Below are 18,681 nucleotides of genomic sequence, written 5' to 3'. Positions count from 1 at the left end.
TTAGTTAATTTCATTTCGGATTATTTTTATGTAAAACTATAAAAAAGAAGTTATAAGTTCATTTTAAAAAAATAACCCGACCTATCAGGCCGGGTATTTCCGAATAATAGCCTATGATCTACTTACTTTAATATAAAATTTGCTTTTTTAACATCATCAGAATTTGTACCTACCATTACCTGGAAATCACCTTTTTCGGCAACCCATTTCAAATCAGAATTATAAAACTTGAGTTCTTCCACACCGATTTCAAATTTTACCGTTTTGGTTTCGCCTTTCCTGATTAAAACTTTCTGGAAACCTTTCAATTCTTTCACAGGTCTGGCCACTGAACCTACCAAATCTCTGATATACAATTGCACCACTTCTTCACCATCATAGTTTCCGGTGTTTTTAACATCAACCGAAACTTTAATCTTCTGGTTTTCAGTTATAGACGATTTATCAAGCTTCAGGTCACCGTATTCGAAAGTCGTATAGCTCAAGCCATAACCAAATGGATAGAGCGGTGAATTGGGTACATCGATATAATTGGAACGGAATTTCTCAAATCCCGGCTTGCCACTGTGGGGGCGACCGGTGTTTTTGTGATTGTAATAAACAGGAATCTGACCTTCATTTCTCGGGAAAGAAGCCGTTATTTTTCCCGAAGGATTAACTTTACCTATAAGCACATCAGCCATTGCATTTCCGGCTTCACTTCCCGCAAACCATACGTTCAAGATGGCATCGGCTTGCTGACTTTCGGTTTCAAGTACCAACGGTCGACCTGTAAAAATCACCAAAACCAAAGGTTTGCCCAGTTTTGAAAGCTCTGAAAGAAGTTTTTGTTGATTCTCTGGCAAACCTATTTTCGAACGACTCGAGCTTTCACCTGACATTTCGGCGGATTCTCCCAGGGCGAGTACTATTATTTCAGAAGCTTTAGCAGCCTCAACAGCTTCTTTTAACATGACTTCGTCAGACCGGTTTTCACGTCCTGTTGATTTTCCAAAAGGTGAGGCATTGGCATCCAACACAGGATCTGAGTAAATATTTGTTCCTCTGGCCATTTTTATTTGGGTTGATTCGCCCAGAGCATTTTTCAAACCATCATAAAGTGTCAGACTGTTCCCTCTGTTTTCTGACACAGCCCAGGTACCGCCCATATTTTCTTTGTTATTAACCAATGGTCCGATCAAGGCGATGCTTTTAGGAGAAATTAGCGGCAAAACATTGTTTTTGTTTTTAAGCAAAACAAAAGACTTAGCGGCTATTTCTCTGGCAAAAGCACGGTTTTCAACTGTGAAAATCTCATTTTTCGCACGGTTCTCATCACAATATCTGAAAGGATCTTCAAAAAGACCCAAATCATATTTAGCTTCGAGAATTAATCTACAAGCTCTGTCGATTTCAGCTAAAGATACTTTTTTCTCATCCAGAGATTTTTTCAATGTGGTCAAAAATCCTTCACCTACCATATCCATATCAGTTCCTGCGGTAAGTGCTTTATAAGTCACCGTCTGCAAATCACCCAAACCATGGTCAATCATTTCATTGTTTCCGGTGTAATCAGTCACTACAAAACCTTTAAAGCCCCATTGTTTACGCAAAAGGTCAGTTAAAAGCCATTTATTAGCGGTGGCCGGGATACCGTCGATTTCGTTGAATGAAGCCATGATTGAACCCGCACCTGCGTCAATAGCCGCTTTGTAGGGTGGCAGGTATTCATTGTACATTCTGATACGGCTCATGTCAGTGGTGTTGTAGTCACGACCTCCTTCGGCTGCACCATATAGAGCAAAATGCTTCACACATGACATCATAGTATTATTGGCCTTGAGGTCCTTGCCCTGATATCCTTTTACCATTGCAGCGGCTATTTTTGAGCCTAAAAAAGCGTCTTCACCTGAGCCTTCGGCTATGCGTCCCCAGCGTGGGTCACGAGCGATATCGACCATTGGGGAGAATGTCCAACAAATTCCATCAGCAGTGGCTTCCTGAGCAGCGATTCGTGCTGATTTTTCAACTAAAGAAAGATCCCAGGTGGCAGAGATACCCAGCGGAATAGGAAAAGTAGTTCTGTACCCATGAATTACATCCATACCGATGATTACCGGGATTTTCAACCTGCTTTTCATGGCCAATTCCTGTACTTTTCTGATTTTTTGAGGAGTTGAAATGCTAAAGAGTCCGCCTATTTTCCCTGCAACTATTTTTGACTCCACGTCAGTACTTACAGCAGTTCCTGTTGTGGCCTCACCGCCAGTTAACAAGTTAAGCTGACCAATTTTCTCCTCAATGGTCATTTTGGCCATTAGATTTTTTACGAATGCATCTCTTTTGGTGTTTTGAGCTTTTGCCCCACCCAATACCAATGTCAGCAACAACATCAGTAAATAATTATTTTTCATTTTATTAAGGTTTTTAAATAATAATTGCGGTCAATTTTTTGTCAGACCCAAAAATTAACACAAATTTAAAATTCTAATTGGTTTTAGGTTAATTTTGTCGTACATCAATACTACATCAAAACCGGGTTAAATAATTGTTTTTATTAGAAAAAGGATACATCATGGCATTTCACAAACAAAAATATCGTCTGATACTCCCAAAGCTGTTTTTGCTTGTATTTTGTTTTTTTGCGGAAAGCCGTGCCCAGGACATTGAAACTATTGGGAATCCACTTATTAAAAACTTTAAAAGAGCCGATTATCAGGGAAGCCGTCAAAATTGGGACATTTCCCAATCTCCCAAAACCAAGTACATTTATTTTGCCAATTCTAAGGGCTTACTGGAATATGATGGCAGCAAATGGCGTCTTTTTAATTTTCCCCATGTTTTGAGGTCTGTTCTGGTTGATTCAAGAGGAAGGATATTTACAGGGGCTTTAGGTGAGTTTGGTGAATGGAGTAAATCGGAAAATGGGAATCTGGAATATCATTCATTAAAAAATCAAATAAATGATCAGGCATTTTTAACAGAGTCGGTTTGGAATATAATTGAGGTACCCGAAGGGGTTTTGTTTCAGTCATTTGCACAGGCTTATATTTTTAAAAAAAACAATAAAATAGAAAAACTGAAGGTGCCCACCAACATTCATTTTTTCAATCAAATTTATAATAGAACTGTTGTGCCGAGTATCGAAAAAGGTATTTATGAGTATTCGGCTGGGAAATTCCTTGAAATTCCCGGGAGTAACACCTTCTTTAAAAATCACAGTTTCGCGACAGTGATGGAAGGAAATGCCAAAAACGTTTTTTATGGAACTTCGAGAGGTGTTTTTTCCCAACAAGATAAGGAATTTAAACCCTTCAATTTATCTCTTAATAGTTTCCTTGAAAAAAATAAACTCAACAAATCTGCCAAAGTCAATGACAGCACCTTTGCTTTTGGAACACTTTCAACAGGTGTGATTCTTACCGATAAAGCAGGGGAGATTAAGCATATTTTCAACAAAAACAATGGATTAATCAACAACACAGTGTTATCGATGCTGGTTGATTTGGAAGGAAATCTTTGGGTTGGTTTAGATGATGGTATCAGTCAGATTCAGCTCAATAATCCTGTCAATTTTTTCGAAGATATTTCGGGGGAAATAGGAACGGTATATGATGTTGTAAAGTTTGAAAATCAATTTTTCATTGGTTCTAATCATGGACTTTTTAAATATGACCAGGCCACAAAAAGGTTTCATTTGGTTGCTGGCACTCAAGGACAGGTTTGGAAGCTTGAAGTTATTGATAATCAACTTATCATAGGCCACAATGACGGGACTTTCAGGTTAGCAAAAAACCAACTCACTAAAATCTCAGATATTACCGGAGGGTGGTGTATTTCGGCTTTAAAAAACAATAAGAATGTATTTATTCAGGGCACTTATACTTCATTGGTACTTTTTGAAAAAAATCAGGATGGTCTTTGGATTCAAAAAAATCGGCTTTCAGGGATAAACGAGGGCATTAAGCAACTTTTTGAGGATGCTAAAGGAAATATTTGGATAAATAAAGCTACCGGAGGTATTGCACAAGTCAGACTAACCGAAGACATGAGCAGGGTTAAAGTAATGGAAGAGTTTAAAGGAGCCAACTTTGAATCCGGAACGGTTGATCTTTTCTATTTTAATCAAAAAGTATGGGTTTCTGGCCCCGGAGGTACAATGTGGTACGATAAAAAAGATAAAAAATTTGTAAAAACGAAGGATGTTCCATTTTCGGGGGAAAACGCCAGATTCTACAATTTTTACGAAAAGTATCTTTTTTCAGTAAATAAAAACGGCAATATTAAACTCTGGACGGGCGGCAAAGGCAGGATTTATTCCTGGCTGGCTGACAGAAGCTTGGTGGAAGAATCGGAGAATATCAGGATAATCAAAAACAAACAACTGGTTCTTTGTCTGGAAGATGGCTTTGCTGTGGGTAATCTGGATGAAATGATAAAAAGAGATTCGAAAAAATTTTCACCCCCCTCGGTCAACGGATTATTTTTTGAGAAAGGAAGTTCGTTGAATTTGCGTTTTGACTCACTTCAAACCCAAAAAACGGAAATCCCTTTTTTAAACAACTCTTTTTGCATTCAATTTTCACCCAACACCTTTTCACATTCGGCGAAATTCTCTTACCTGCTTGATGGGGTCAATAATTCCTGGTCAGAATTTGAATCTACTCCGCAAACCTGCTTCAACAACCTAAGTGCCGGAAGTTATAAATTTTGGCTAAAATCTAACCTTTCCGATGAGATCACTTTATTCGAATTCGATGTGTTGCCACCCTGGTACTGGAGTATTTGGAGTAAAATTTTGTATCTTTTATTGTTGGTTGGGCTGGTGTGGCTGCTTTACTTTTTGCAGGATAAAAATATCAAAAAACAAAAGCAAAAACTAGAACTCAAACACCGCGAAGAGGTAGAAAAGCAGCAGCAGGAAATCATAAAAATCAGAAATCAGCAACTGGAGCAGGATATCATCAGGAAATCAGAAGAGTTGGCCAATTCGACCATGGTTTTGATCAAAAAGAACGAATTGCTCACCAAAATCAAAGATGAAGTGGTGAAAGAATCGAAAGAAAAGAAAAGCCTGGTAAACCTCATAGATAGCAATATTTCAAGCAGCCATGACTGGAAAGTATTTGAGTCAAACTTTAATCAGGTGCATGAGGAGTTTCTGAAAAAGCTACAACTGGAGCATCCACAGCTTTCTCATGGCGACCTCAAGTTGGCGGCATATCTGCGGATGAATCTTTCAACCAAAGAAATCGCCCAATTACTTAACATCACCGTCAGGAGTGTTGAACTAAAACGCTACCGCCTCCGCAAAAAACTCAATATCACCACAGATGAAAACCTGAATGATTTGATGATGAAGATTTAATGTGCTAATGTGCTAATTAGTGGGTATGGAAACAGTGAGCAGGAAACATTGAAAAGGCAATAGTATTTTTTTCTTCGCAAGATATATTACTCCTAACCCTTCACCCTTTACACAAATCTCGGATCTAGTAACTCGCAACCCTGCACTACTTTCCAACTTTCTAACTTACCAACTTATCAACTTTTTAAAACTAAAACCCCCAAATATCAGTTCTATAAAAATATTTAAGGAACTTTGCAGCTGAATTAAGCCCTGATTGGCAGATGATCATAAGAAAAGAAAGACCCGTTACAGATTGGCTACCGATTACCAAAAAAGAAATGGAAATGCGTGGCTGGGAGGAGCTCGATGTCATTTTGGTGTCGGGGGATGCTTACGTGGATCATCCTTCTTTTGGTTCAGCTGTGATCGCCCGTATCATTGAGAGCGAGGGCTTTAAAGTGGGGATTATCCCTCAACCCAACTGGCAGGATGATCTCAGAGATTTCAAAAAATTTGGAAAACCAAAATATTTCTTTGGAGTTACAGCAGGCTGTATGGACTCCATGGTCAACCACTATACTGCCAATAAAAGAAAACGCTCTAACGATAGCTATACACCCGGTGGAGAAGCAGGTTTCAGACCCGATTACGCCACTACTGTATATTCAAAAATCCTGAAAGAGCTCTATCCTGATGTCCCGGTATTGATCGGAGGCATAGAGGCTTCCCTTCGTCGTGTGACCCATTATGATTATTGGAAAGACGAACTTATGCCTTCCATTCTGGTTGATTCTCAAGCCGATTTGCTGGTCTATGGCATGGGCGAGCAACCCTTGAGAGAGATTCTGAAACTGGTGCAAAAAGGTGTTCCTCTTGGAAGTATCAAAGATGTAAATCAGATAGCGTATATTGAAAAAAGCCAGGAAGTTAAGCCCCACAAAAACTGGGAAACCTTACCCTTGGCCAGCCATGAAGTTTGCTTGTCCGACAAATTAAAGTATGCCTCCAATTTCAAGATCGTAGAGGTGGAGTCCAACAAATGGCAGGCCAACCGCATCACTCAAGCAGTGGGTCAGGACACATTGGTCATAAATCCTCCTTTTGTAACCATGAACGAGGAAGAAATGGACCGTTCTTTTGACTTGCCCTATACCCGTTTGCCGCACCCAAAATATGCCAAACGCGGCACTATTCCGGCTTATGAAATGATCAAATTCTCAATTAACATGCACCGTGGGTGTTTTGGAGGGTGTAGTTTTTGTACCATCTCGGCACATCAGGGCAAATTTATCGCCTCAAGATCAGAAAAGTCGATTCTTAAAGAAGTCGATGAGCTGGCAAAACATCCCGAATTTAAAGGATATCTCTCTGATCTCGGCGGGCCATCGGCCAACATGTACCGCATGAAAGGCAAAGACGAGAGTATTTGTGCCCGATGCCAGGCTCCAAGTTGCATTCATCCGGTGATATGCTCCAATCTCGACACTTCACACAAGCCGCTTACAGAAATTTACCGGAAAGTGGATGCACACCCGGCCATCAAAAAAGCCTTTGTGGGCTCTGGTGTGAGATATGATTTGCTGGTGGATGATTTTAATAAAAACAATCAGGACGGCAACCATGATGAATACATGGAGCAGCTCGTCACCCGGCATGTTTCAGGCAGATTGAAGGTCGCCCCAGAGCATACTTCAGACGCCACATTGAGAGTTATGCGTAAGCCAAGCTTTAAATATTTCAGGAAATTCAAACAGAAATACGATAAAATTCAGGAAAAGTACGGATTGAAGCAACCCTTGATTCCGTATTTCATCAGCTCACATCCCGGCTGTGAGGAAGTGGATATGGCCAATCTTGCAGCAGAAACTAAGGATTTAGGCTTTCAGCTCGAGCAGGTGCAGGACTTTACACCTACGCCCATGACTGTGGCGGAGGTAATTTACTATACCGGAGTTCATCCTTACACATTGCAACCCATCAAAACCGCCAAAACGAAGGAAGAAAAACAGAATCAGAATAAATATTTCTTTTGGTGGAAATCAGAAATGAAAGGCTGGATCAAAAGTCGGCTCCTGAAATTAGGCCAGAAAGAGCTTGCCAACAAGCTACTATCGCCTATGAAGCCTCAGCAGCCCATCAAAATAGAAGAGCCAACAAAAAAACCTAAAAAGCCAATTTTAGTAAAAAAGCCCAGACCGGAACCCATAGTCCAGGAGCCTATTTTCAAAAAGAAAAAGCCTTTAAAAAAGAAAAAAGGCTGGGCGTGAGGATAATTATTTTATAAATATTTCACATATTTGTATAAATCAAAAGTTAATATGGGAGTAGGTCATAAACTTTCGAACCTTCAATTAGAACTATTGAAGCTTTATTCTGAAGATATTTCAGATGATGATTTATTAGTTTTCAAATCCTTTATTTCCAGGCATTTCGCTGAAAAAGCGATAAAGGAAGCCAATAAAGTTTGGGATGAAAAAAAATGGGATGAGGCCAAAGTCCAGGAAATTTTAGAATCAAATTTTAGAAAGTCCTCATCAGTCAAATGAAAATTGTAATTGATACAAACATACTTTTGGTTTCAATTTCAGACCGGTCTCCATACCATATCATTTTCAAAAACTTTATAGACGGAAAATTTCAACTCTGCGTAACCACTGACATTTTATCTGAATATGAGGAAATCATTGGGAGATTAATAAATCAAATTACCGCAGATGCAGTTTTAAAGGCTATAGAAAATTCACCTAATACTATTTTAATTGAGAAATTCTTTCGATTTGATTTAATTAAGGCTGATGCTGACGATAATAAATTTGTCGATTGTGCTATAGCTTCAAATGCTGATTATATTGTAACCAATGACCGCCATATCCAGGCTTTAACCTCAATTCCATTCCCCAGAGTTAATATTTTAAAAATCGATGATTTTATAAATTTACTTCGATAAGAAACAAAATAGAAACTCATTTTTGACCCTCATCATTATTTATTTAATCCTTAAAACTTAAATTGCGGTCTCGGAAAGGTTTTCTTTCCTACAAACTAAGCTCTGACCAATATGAACTATACTATTCAGGAAGTAAAAACCAAAAAGCAGTTTGACCAATTTATTAATCTGCCGGCGGCCATTCATAAAAACCATAAAAATTGGGTGCCACCCATTTATGCCGATGACCGGGCTTTTTTTGATCCAAAGAAAAACTACCTTTTTGAGTCTTCTGATACCATATTGCTCCTGGCATATGAAGGCGAAAAACCTGTGGGCCGAATCATGGGCATCATTAACCGCAAATACAACGAGAAACACGGCGAAAATGATGCAAGATTTTGTTTTATAGAAACATATGATAACCCGGAAATCGCAAAAGTTTTGATTGAGTATATAGAAAATTGGGCCAGAGCACATAAAACCGAAAATCTGGTAGGTCCGCTGGGATTCTCCGACAAAGACCCACAAGGCCTCATGATTATGGGTTTCGACGAGCCACAGGTGATAGCCACCAACGGCAACTTTGAATATATGGTTAGGTTTGTTGAAGCCGCTGGTTTTACTAAAAAAACAGACCTCGTAGTATATAAAATGGACATCCCCGACCAATTGCCTGAGTTTTATTATAAAATCAAAGAAAGAGCCCAACGCAACAACCCCAACCTCAGGGTGGTCGAAATCAAATCGAAAAGGGCGATAAAGCCGTTGGTGAGGCCGGTATTGAGTTTGGTAAATGAGACCTTTAAGGATATCTACGCCTTTACGCCCATGACCGACAAAGAAATGGATGAGTTTGCCGACCGCTATCTGATGATTCTTGACCCACGGTTTTTGAAGATAATAAAAAACGAAAACGACGAGATTGTGGCCTTTGTGCTGGGTATGCCCGATATAAGTGAAGGCATAATCAAATGCAAAGGGAAGCTGTTTCCGTTTGGGTTTTTGCAGATATTGTGGTCGCAACGTAAAACCAAACAACTCAACCTGCTTTTGGGTGGCATAAAACCTAGGTATCGCAACACGGGCATCGACACCATCATGGGTGTAGAGATGCTCGAGGAAGCCAAAAAGGCCGGTTTGACCCACATCGACAGCCACCTAGAGCTTGAAGACAACCTAAAAATGCGTGCCGAAATGGAAAAACTTGGCGGCGTGGTCTATAAGAAATTTAGGGTGTATCAAAAGCGGTTGTGAGTGGGGTGTGATACTTGAATGTTTTTTATTGGAATGCTAAGGCATTTTATTTTAGAAATTTGGTTGTAAAAAAAAACATAAGTAGGTCGTTTACTTATAATTTATTGGTTTGAAAATAATATGACTTAATATTAAGTTTACGTTTTTTTAGCAGTTAAAACTATCGTTTCTCTTAAACTAAACGCACTATTAATTTTACCCATAAAGCACCAAGCCGCTTATAATTAAGCAATTGTACAATCTTTTTGTTCTCCAGTTTTTTATCAAAAAAACTATTTTGCAATTAACTCTAATGGGTATATCACCAAGGGTTTAATTTGATTGAGATAAGGCACAAAATATTTCTCTTTTCTGTTTTCTGCAACTACCAGTGTGTTATCGTCTATTCCTTTTTGAAGTGTTAAACCTGCGGTGGAAATACTTTTGGCTTTTTCCAGTACAAAAAACTGCCAATCACTGTTAACCACAATGTATTTGCCTGTTGGGGAGTTGTAAGCAATTAGATCGTACCATTGGTTTTCAGCATACTCGTTTGTATACAAATTAAATAATACAGAAACTTCGTTGTTTTTTGCATCGAAAAACATAAAGTCTTTTTCCTCCAAAATCAAACCTTCCGAAGGTTTCAAAGAAACAATTTCGCCCTTTCTGTTTTGTACATCAAATGTTTTTGAGCCGGTTTTTCTAACCTTATATCTGTCTTTTGGGTTTTTGTTAAATGGCTGCTGCAACAAAGGAAGTTGTACACCAACTGAGAAATACGGAGCGAAATCGGTACTTCCTGAAGTTATTCCATTTTGAAACGTGACTTTTGAAAATTGGGAAAAAAGCTCCTGAGCACTTTGACTTCGTTCTTTTATTACATTGCCCTTTTGATCATAACCCAATGACGTTTCATAGCTGTGGCCGTCTTCAAAAGTTTGTTTAATAAGGTTTTTGTAATTGTCATAGAATAATCGACTGTTGGTGATTTTACCATCTTTTGTAATTATTTTCTGGTAAGAGATATTTAAACCCTCTTTGTATTCTCCTTTTTCTGTAAACAGTAACTCCTTGCTTTTGTAATTAAATTTTCGGCTTTCGTACACATAATCGTTGGGAGTAGAAAAAGATAAAATTGTTTTTTCGTCATCAATAAACTCTCCATTTCTTTTTGTCCAGCTTTTCAAATTTCCACGAGTGTCATATACAAAATCCTGGATTATCGGGGTTTCATTTTTTAAATCCTTTCTTATTTGGATTAGGTGGTCATTTTTATCGTAAATATAGTTTTCAGGGATTTTCCCTACCTCTTCTATCTTCAATATCTGACCTTTAGCATTGTAAAGATAGGTTTTATCCGAATTGTACAATGCACTAAGCATACTGTTTTCTTTATGGATTTTCCTGGTCAGTTTCCCTTCTTTAAACTCCAGAATATTAGAATTTGAGGGTTCAAATTTCCTTGAAACACTATTGTATTTATATTCTACAGATTCGTATTTAACCACATCGGATGTCAGATTAAATTGGGAACTAAGATGTTTTTCCTGAGCAATTGAGGAGGCAGAAATCATGCATAAAAAGCCAATGATTTTTGTTTTCATTTATAATTAAGATTTTTAGTTTTCTTTTTGACTTTATAAAAAAGTTTAATAAATGGTTTTTTGGAGTTAAAACATTGAACTACTAAGATTGTAGTTTCTTTAAGCAAAATACTCAATAATTCAAAAACACCGCATTCTGCTCAGAGAGGGTTTCTTCGTCTTTGGTGATGGTCAGGATGGCATCGATGCCTTCTTCTTCTACTTCAAAGTTGATCTCAAATTCGTGGCCATCATTTTTGAAAACATAGCGGGTGGAGCCGGCTGTACCTTCTATTATTTTTTCGCCTTTTTCTATCAAAAGATCGGGTTTTTCGCTCATTTTGCGGCCGTTTTTCCAGCTCGAATAGCGGTAAACGCCTCCTTTCATTTCATCGATTCTTATGATATGTGTTTTGGTTTTTATCTGGTAAACCGGGAATTCGTAATTGCGGAGCGGCTCAAAAAGCCAGCCCTTATCCCTTTCAATGAGGGTCTTTTTGAGTGATTTGGTTTTTGATGTTTCGTAGTTTACACTAATCAAATCTCCCGCTTCATCGATCCACAAATCGCCTTGATTGAGCATAATACCCCTCCAGCCCACTTGAGACCAATCTCTTCTTGGGCTTGATTTTAGGATGATGTTTTTAAGGTTTTGGTCAAAAACTTCATCAAAACGTGCCACAAACTCTGCCTCGTTTTTGATCCTTTTTACAGGATAATCTCTTCTGAAAGGGTAAATAACTTGTGCAGCTATGGACTGCCGGTCGTTGTTTTTTATTTTTTCGATAAATTCCTTCACCACCGTCACATGGTCGATATGGGTGAGCTGTGCGAAAACAGGATACGAAAACGAAACAAAAAGAATAGCGAAAAGGGTGAGTTTAAAGATTCTCAAATTATGTTTTTTTTTCAAAGATACCAATTTCAAATATTTTATGTCAAATAAAAACTCAAATTACTGCTCCCGGCAAAATGAGAGCAGTAATTTTAAAAAACGATACCTAAACTTGAATATTTTTAATGAGGGAATCGATTACTCAAATTCCGGAATTTCGATATCTTCCACCGGTTCGATTATTTCCTGATCACCTGACATTTGGTTTTCCCAGAGAAATGTAAAAATTGCAACAGTTTGATCTATTTTCCTGAGTTTTGCTTCAGCATGTGAGTCTTGCTTTTCTTCGAGATGTAGTTTGATCTTAGCGGCTGCTTCGAGAAACGCTTTTTGTTCATCTTGACTCGTATAATAAAAATCAACATTGGAATGGTGGTAGGCCTCAATCACACTCTTAAACTCTTCCCAGGGATTTTGGGTCTTTTTTTCAGACGTTGAAGCCATCAAATCAGTAGATAACAAACTTATTCCTAAAAGAACTAATGTAGAGATAACAAACTTTTTCATAATGTAAATGTTTAAATTATTAAATGATTTGTTTCTTTGACACAATTCTAAAGCCCATGGTTTAGGGTTGATTATCAGTAATCTACCGATGGTATGATATAATCGACACCTGACTAATTAATATCTATGTTTTGAATTTTTGCAAAAATAAAGGATAGCCAAAATGATTTGACTATCCTTGATATTTTAGTTCAATTTTTCTATTTTCTCACATCTCCCCCTCAAAAACATATTTCCCTGAACCCACTTTCATTTTTCCCTTTTCTAAAACCACAGACTGACCGTTTTCTTTAATATTTTTGGCCGGGAATGTGATTTCGGCTGAGGAATTAACAGGTATTTCTACAGTCATAAAGAATTTTTTACCTTCGATTTTCCACTCTGAAGATACTATGCCATAACTGGTCAAAAGATTGCCTTTGGCCTGGGTTAATCCTCCGCCGGGAATTGGCTTGATTATGATTTCTTTGTAGCCCGAGCCAGTGGCATCTTTTGTGTCGATACCTGCTACATTCCGGTACATCCAATCACCCACCGCACCATAAGCATAATGGTTAAAGGAGGTCATTCCCGGGTCCTGAAAAGTGCTGTCGGGCTTCATACTATCCCACCGTTCCCATATCGTAGTGGCTCCATGGGCCTTGATAGGATACAGCCAACTGGGGTAAGTATCTTGCAAAAGCAACTTGTATGCGGTTTCATGCTGCCCAAATTTTGATAAAACCGGATTCAAAAACGGTGTTCCCAGAAAACCGGTGGTCAGGTGAAAATCATAAGATTTAATATTATCAACCAATCTCTGTACGGCCTGCTCACGAAGATTTTCTGGAATCAAATCGAAAGCCAGAGCCAGTACGTAGGCGGTTTGGGTTTCGGAAATCAACCGGCCTGAAGCGGTCATAAATTCATTTTGGAATTGTTTTTTTACTCTTTCCAAAAGATGAGAATATTCTTTGGCGTCTTCTGATTTGCCTAAAATAGTGGCAGTTTTTTGCATTATATCAGTGCAGTAGGCGAAAAATGCCTGAGCAACGAGGTAATTATCCGTCACAGCAGATTTTTGCCCAATCATACCTTTTGAATCATCCACACGATAACTCAGCCAGTCGGCAAACTGAAAACCTGTGTTCCAAAGGTCATTTTTCGCAACACTCCTGATGTAATTAATACTCGCTTGCATACTAGGGTATTGCTCTTCAAGAATTTTACGATCACCATATACTACATACATATTGTAGGGGATAATCATGCCTGCATCGCCCCAACCGGCGGCTTGTTGCGGCTGGTTTTTGGGGTCTCCCCTGAGTACATCGGGTATCACATGTGGCACGGCACCGTTGTCTCCCTGGTCGAAAGCCAGGTCTTTGAGCCATTTTGCAAAAAACTGATTTACGCCATAGTTGTAAGCAGCAGTACGGCTAAAAACTTCTGCGTCACCGGTCCAGCCTAATCGCTCATCTCTTTGCGGACAATCAGTAGGTACATCAAGGAAATTACCCCTTTGGCCCCATTGTATGTTTTTTTGAAGCTGATTTACGAGAGGATTGGAACATTCAAATGTCCCGGTTTGATTCATATCGGAATACAATACATGCCCGGTAAAGTCATTAAGGTTAATATTTTCGATGCCTTCGATTTTGACATATCTGAAGCCGAAAAAGGTAAATTTAGGCTCAAAAAAGTCAGATTTCCCACTCAGAATAAAATTGGCCTGAGCTTTTGCTGAGCGATTATTTTCGAAATAAGGATTTCCATATTTATCCAGCATTTCGAAATGCCTGAAAGTCACTTTGCTGCCTGCCGTACCTGTAATATTTGCAGAAATCCAGCCTACCATATTCTGTCCGAAATCCAGCACTTTGTCACCTTTTGGAGTGATAATCAGTTTCATAGGCTTCAATTCCTGATGTTTTTTGATAGGCTCGTTTATGGCCAAAGTTAGATAGTCGGTTTTGAAATCCTTTTCTACAGCATTTTGCCAGTTTTTATTATCAAATTTAATACTGAAGGCCTCAGATTGCATCTTACGAGCATCGATGGTTTCGCCATCATAGATTTCGGAATAGATGATCTGACTTTCGGTTACTTTCCATGAGCCATCTGAAATGATAGTTTGTCTGCTGCCATCTTTGTATTTGATGTTGATTTGGGCCAAAAGTGCGGTTTCTTTTCCATAAACATTCTTTTGATTTTCCCAAGCCAGGCGGGTGCGATACCAGCCGCTACCCAGATAGGCTCCTATGACGTTTTGACCTGACTGCATCTGTGAAGTGACATCATAGGCATTGACCTGTAGGTGTTTATTGTAGGTCGTCCAGCCGGGAGCGAGTTGAGCATCGCCCACACGCTTACCGTTGAGATTAAGCTCATATAAACCTCGGGAAGTTACATATACAGTGGCCTGAACTATGGTTTTTTTAGCTGAAAATGTTTTTCTAAACATCGGTACGATACCATTCACGGTATCTTTTTTAAGACCGGAATTAATCCACTTGGCCTGTATTTCGCTTGCTTTGATGCCGGATTGAAATGTAGCAGATGCCGAGGCATTTTGCCCGTGATTGTCGGTTACTTTTACTGTCCAACTATATCGGGTATCTGATTTCAGAGCCGGGCCGGCGTATTTTACAAAAACCGATTGGGCATCATTGATTTTACCTGACCTCCAGGTGGATTTTCCCGCTTCCTTTACTTCGATTTCATAAGAAGTCTGAACTGTATTTTTTTGAGAGGTTTCCAGCACCCAGTTGAATCGGGGAGCTGAAGGCTCTATTCCAATGGGATTGGTGAGGTTATTGGTTTTGAGGTGGCTTAGGTTTAATTGAGCAAATGCACCATTAAGGGTAAAAGCCAATACGAGAGCAAGTATTTTTTTCATTTTATTGAGGTTGAAAGAGTCTAAATTTAATAAAAGAATTCAGGTGTTTTCCTCTAACACTATGATTTTTTTTGGAAGACAAACGCCAGTGGCAGGGATAGAAGTGAAAAGCCCGTAGTGTGGCTGCCTGTGGCGTGGACGGACTTGCAACGGATAGCCCGGTCACGCCTTAGCGTGAGCCACCCAAAAACTATTTAATCTTGTCTCTTCTTTCTTTTAGTTCTCGCCAGGTGGTCAGTATTATGTTCTGGTTTTTCAGATAAGTTTTGAATTCGGGATCAAGCATGACCAGCGTATCACCTTTCCGGACGGTTCCTGAGCTTGAAATGTGCTTAAACACCTCTGTAGGCCAGGTACAGTGCATGATGAGCATAGAAATGCCCGGTTTTAATTGATTTATTGATGAAATATAATTTCTAACTTTATGCATTTTCAGCTCTTCTTCTGTACAATCTGCCTTGTCTTCAGGGCAACCCCAGCCGTAAGTGATATTGTGAAGGTCGTCTAGTACCGGTAGGCCGGCATCCCATAGTTTTTTGCCAATGGCAGTGGTCATATCAAGTGTAAGACCGGTGGCTTTGGTGGTCTCCATGATCATGGTATTATGGCCGCCTGGAAACATCACAGGTATTTTGTTTTCGATCCCAACTTTCAGGTATCTTTCCAGATAATCCTGCCGGGCGAAAACGGTGCCCATGTGGGTGTCGAAGTGAGTCGGCTCCCAACCCATTGTGCGGGAACGATCAAGCTGGGCTCTGATTTCTTTTTCAACTTCATCGGCTGAAGCGTGCATGGCGGTAGCTTCAACACTCGGCCAGATAGCCCCTTCTTTATCTACAAGACCAGGAACGGTGGGTTTACCAGCCAATGGCCCCCATCGGTAGTTTTCCCACTCCGATGTAAGTGTGAGGTGCAGTCCGGCATCGGTTTTGGGATGGGCTTTGAGGTATTTCATGAAACCCGGAATCCAGGGACAGGGCATCATGAGGCTCAGGGAGTTGGCAACTCCTTCATCGAGGGATTTGATGGCACCGATATTGGAATCGTAAGACATACCCACGTCATCAACATGCAAAATTAAGACTTTGGCATCTTTGGGATAACCGAGTTTCTCGGCATAAGTTTGAGCTTTAAGGCTGAATATGAGTAATATACCGACGAGGGTAAGGATTGGAGTTTTCAAAAGGTTGATATTTTATACCAACAAATCTAATTCATTTTTTTAGACAAAAAAGTGTAGCATCAGATTTTCAAAGCTTCACATGCACGTCTGGATGCGTCTTGCTCGGCCTTTTTCTTGTTCCAGCCACTTCCCGATGATATTACTTCAGAATCAACCAATACCTGAGCGATGAATTCTTTACTGTGATTTTTACCTTTTTCTTCAACAATTAAAAATTCCACTTTGCGGCCGTCGGCTTGAGCCCAGCTCAATATTGTTGATTTGTAGTTAGTGTTATTGGAAATTACTTCGTTGAGGTCATAATGATTGGATAAAAGTTTGGAAACGATAAATTTCCGGGCAAATGCAAAACCTTTGTCCAAATAAATGGCTCCTATGAGTGCTTCCATAGCATCGCCAAACATGGAGGTGCGATGGAAATTACGCTGACCGTCAAATTCGACAAGGTTGTCGAGGCCAATGCGGCGAGCCACAATATTCAATGACTCGCGGTTTACAATTCGGGAACGGATTTCGGTTAAAAAGCCTTCGTCTTTGAAAGGATATTTTTTGAATAGATATTCGGCAATGACCATACCCAAAACAGCATCTCCCAAAAATTCAAGACGCTCGTTGGATTCTTTGAAGCCATTAAACGAAGTTTGTTTTGATGCCGAAGTATGCCGAAAAGCCAGCTGGTAGAGCAAGTCATTGGTGGGTTTTGATCCTATGATTTGTTCAATAGATTTACGAAACTCCCTTTGTTTGGGGTCCTTTCTTATAAAACCTATTAATGACTTACCTATTTCCTTCAAAATAAAGATGTTTTAATCAGAAATTTTACGGAATATGAGCGTAGCGTTATGTCCGCCGAATCCGAAACAATTGCTGAGTGCAACGTCAATTTTTCGTTGTTTGGCTTTGTTTGGTGTCAGGTCTATACGGGGATCAATGCTTTCATCAATATTAACCAAATTGATGGTTGGAGGTACCGTTTGATGAACAATGGAAAGAACCGAAGCAACTGATTCTACTGCCCCTGCACCTCCGAGTAAATGACCGGTCATTGATTTGGTGGAGCTGATCGAAAGTTTATAAGTATGCTCACCAAACAATTGCTCTATGGCTTTAATTTCCTGTGGGTCACCCAGAGGAGTTGATGTGCCGTGAGTATTGATATAATCTACTTCTTCAGGGCTAATATTGGCATCTTCAAGAGCATCTTTCATCGAAAGATAGGCTCCGTAACCTTCAGGATGTGGAGCGGTAATATGGTATGCATCTGATGAAAAACCACCACCTATAAGTTCACAATAGATTTTTGCACCACGTGCTTTCGCATGCTCATATTCCTCAAGTACAATTGCACCGCCTCCTTCTCCCAATACAAAACCATCCCGGTCTTTGTCATACGGTCTGGAAGCAGATTGTGGGTCGTCGTTTCTTTCAGAAAGGGCTTTCAGGGCATTGAAACCACCGATTCCGGCAGCTGCTACGGTAGCTTCGGATCCACCAGTAACACATGCTATCATTCTGCCTAAACGAATGTAGTTGAAAGCATCAATGATGGCGTTGTTTGCCGAGGAGCATGCTGATACGGTTACGTAATTTGGCCCACGAAATCCATGACGGATAGATATTTGACCTGAAACGCCGTCGGCGATCATTTTGGGAATAAAAAATGGGTTGAACCTCGGAATTCCATTGCCTGTGGCAAAACCGGTTACTTCTTCCTCGAAGGTTCTTAATCCTCCGATTCCTGAGCCCCAGATTACACCAACTTTATTTTTGTCGAAGTTGTCTTCAGAAATTCCTGCATCGGCGACGGCCTGATCGGCAATAACCACCCCGAACTGGGCGAAAAGGTCCATTTTGCGTGCATCTTGTCTGGGAATAAACTCAGTTACTTCAAAGTTTTTTACTTCGCATGCAAACTGGGTTTTAAATTGGCTGGCGTCGAATCTTGTGATGGGAGCAGCTCCGCTTACACCATTTGATAAACCATTCCAAAATTCCTCTACAGTATTACCGATTGGGGTTAAAGCCCCTAAACCGGTGACAACAACTCTTTTAATTGACATTTTGTATAAAATTAAAAGTTCAATATCCGATTGAAAATGCAAGTTAACATTTTACAAATGAATATTGAACTTAGATTAATT

Annotated in this window: 13 protein-coding genes; 5 read left to right on the top strand and 8 right to left on the bottom strand. The window is 39.6% G+C overall.

The genetic code is table 11. The features are described from left to right. Window positions 1-122 precede the first annotated feature (122 nt). Window positions 123-2,393 carry a beta-glucosidase BglX gene (gene bglX, locus IPP61_06115; protein MBL0324741.1) on the bottom strand — a complete coding sequence of 757 codons (2,271 nt, stop codon included), beginning with the start codon at window positions 2,391-2,393 and terminating at the stop codon, window positions 123-125. 161 nt (window positions 2,394-2,554) lie between these two features. Here bglX and IPP61_06110 point away from each other — a divergent pair, with 161 nt between their 5' ends. The 5 genes from IPP61_06110 to IPP61_06090 all read left to right on the top strand — a co-directional run bounded on the left by IPP61_06110 (window position 2,555) and on the right by IPP61_06090 (window position 9,512). Then, window positions 2,555-5,347 carry a hypothetical protein gene (locus IPP61_06110; GenBank protein ID MBL0324740.1) on the top strand — a complete coding sequence of 931 codons (2,793 nt, stop codon included), beginning with the start codon at window positions 2,555-2,557 and terminating at the stop codon, window positions 5,345-5,347. 263 nt (window positions 5,348-5,610) lie between these two features. Next, window positions 5,611-7,596, top strand: coding sequence for a YgiQ family radical SAM protein (locus IPP61_06105; GenBank protein MBL0324739.1), 1,986 nt, complete (start codon window positions 5,611-5,613; stop codon window positions 7,594-7,596). Window positions 7,597-7,647: 51 nt separating this feature from the next. Then, window positions 7,648-7,875 (top strand): hypothetical protein, encoded by a 228-nt coding sequence (locus IPP61_06100; GenBank protein ID MBL0324738.1) that lies wholly within the window; start codon window positions 7,648-7,650, stop codon window positions 7,873-7,875. Then, on the top strand, window positions 7,872-8,276 hold the full coding sequence (locus IPP61_06095; GenBank protein MBL0324737.1) for a putative toxin-antitoxin system toxin component, PIN family: 405 nt from the start codon (window positions 7,872-7,874) through the stop codon (window positions 8,274-8,276). Before IPP61_06100 ends, IPP61_06095 begins: the two co-directional genes overlap by 4 nt. Window positions 8,277-8,387: 111 nt before the next feature. Next, window positions 8,388-9,512 (top strand): hypothetical protein, encoded by a 1,125-nt coding sequence (locus tag IPP61_06090; protein MBL0324736.1) that lies wholly within the window; start codon window positions 8,388-8,390, stop codon window positions 9,510-9,512. Between the two features lie 272 nt (window positions 9,513-9,784). Here IPP61_06090 and IPP61_06085 read toward each other — a convergent pair whose 3' ends face one another. From IPP61_06085 to fabF, 7 genes are all read right to left on the bottom strand, one after another. After that, a complete protein-coding gene (locus IPP61_06085; GenBank protein ID MBL0324735.1) occupies window positions 9,785-11,098 on the bottom strand; it encodes a hypothetical protein in 1,314 nt (437 codons plus the stop codon). 112 nt (window positions 11,099-11,210) lie between these two features. Further along, window positions 11,211-11,972, bottom strand: a complete 762-nt coding sequence (locus IPP61_06080; protein MBL0324734.1) for a hypothetical protein — start codon at window positions 11,970-11,972, stop codon at window positions 11,211-11,213. 138 nt (window positions 11,973-12,110) lie between these two features. Further along, the gene (locus IPP61_06075) at window positions 12,111-12,479 is read right to left on the bottom strand and encodes a hypothetical protein (protein ID MBL0324733.1); all 369 of its coding nucleotides are present in this window, start codon (window positions 12,477-12,479) and stop codon (window positions 12,111-12,113) included. Between the two features lie 208 nt (window positions 12,480-12,687). Next, window positions 12,688-15,357 (bottom strand): family 78 glycoside hydrolase catalytic domain, encoded by a 2,670-nt coding sequence (locus tag IPP61_06070; GenBank protein MBL0324732.1) that lies wholly within the window; start codon window positions 15,355-15,357, stop codon window positions 12,688-12,690. Window positions 15,358-15,547: 190 nt separating this feature from the next. Then, on the bottom strand, window positions 15,548-16,528 hold the full coding sequence (locus tag IPP61_06065; protein MBL0324731.1) for a polysaccharide deacetylase family protein: 981 nt from the start codon (window positions 16,526-16,528) through the stop codon (window positions 15,548-15,550). A gap of 71 nt (window positions 16,529-16,599) precedes the next feature. Further along, entirely contained in the window at window positions 16,600-17,337 is a 738-nt protein-coding gene (gene rnc / locus IPP61_06060; GenBank protein ID MBL0324730.1) for a ribonuclease III, read from the bottom strand. 9 nt (window positions 17,338-17,346) lie between these two features. Then, window positions 17,347-18,600: a beta-ketoacyl-ACP synthase II gene (gene fabF / locus IPP61_06055; protein MBL0324729.1), complete on the bottom strand. Its 1,254-nt coding sequence runs from the start codon at window positions 18,598-18,600 to the stop codon at window positions 17,347-17,349. Window positions 18,601-18,681 lie beyond the last annotated feature (81 nt).

This window comes from Cytophagaceae bacterium (genome assembly GCA_016722655.1).
Taxonomy (GTDB): Bacteria; Bacteroidota; Bacteroidia; order Cytophagales; family Spirosomataceae; genus Leadbetterella.
This window is presented reverse-complemented; position numbering and strand designations above follow the sequence as displayed.

What these genes read in the sequence shown, in the direction of transcription:
- IPP61_06075 (MBL0324733.1), bottom strand. Translation starts at nt 12,479, where the DNA reads ATGAAAAAGTTTGTTATCTCTACATTAGTTCTTTTAGGAATAAGTTTG.
- IPP61_06090 (MBL0324736.1), top strand. Translation starts at nt 8,388, where the DNA reads ATGAACTATACTATTCAGGAAGTAAAAACCAAAAAGCAGTTTGACCAA.
- IPP61_06085 (MBL0324735.1), bottom strand. Translation starts at nt 11,098, where the DNA reads ATGAAAACAAAAATCATTGGCTTTTTATGCATGATTTCTGCCTCCTCA.
- bglX (MBL0324741.1), bottom strand. Translation starts at nt 2,393, where the DNA reads ATGAAAAATAATTATTTACTGATGTTGTTGCTGACATTGGTATTGGGT.
- IPP61_06105 (MBL0324739.1), top strand. Translation starts at nt 5,611, where the DNA reads ATGATCATAAGAAAAGAAAGACCCGTTACAGATTGGCTACCGATTACC.
- IPP61_06095 (MBL0324737.1), top strand. Translation starts at nt 7,872, where the DNA reads ATGAAAATTGTAATTGATACAAACATACTTTTGGTTTCAATTTCAGAC.
- IPP61_06100 (MBL0324738.1), top strand. Translation starts at nt 7,648, where the DNA reads ATGGGAGTAGGTCATAAACTTTCGAACCTTCAATTAGAACTATTGAAG.
- fabF (MBL0324729.1), bottom strand. Translation starts at nt 18,600, where the DNA reads ATGTCAATTAAAAGAGTTGTTGTCACCGGTTTAGGGGCTTTAACCCCA.
- IPP61_06070 (MBL0324732.1), bottom strand. Translation starts at nt 15,357, where the DNA reads ATGAAAAAAATACTTGCTCTCGTATTGGCTTTTACCCTTAATGGTGCA.
- IPP61_06110 (MBL0324740.1), top strand. Translation starts at nt 2,555, where the DNA reads ATGGCATTTCACAAACAAAAATATCGTCTGATACTCCCAAAGCTGTTT.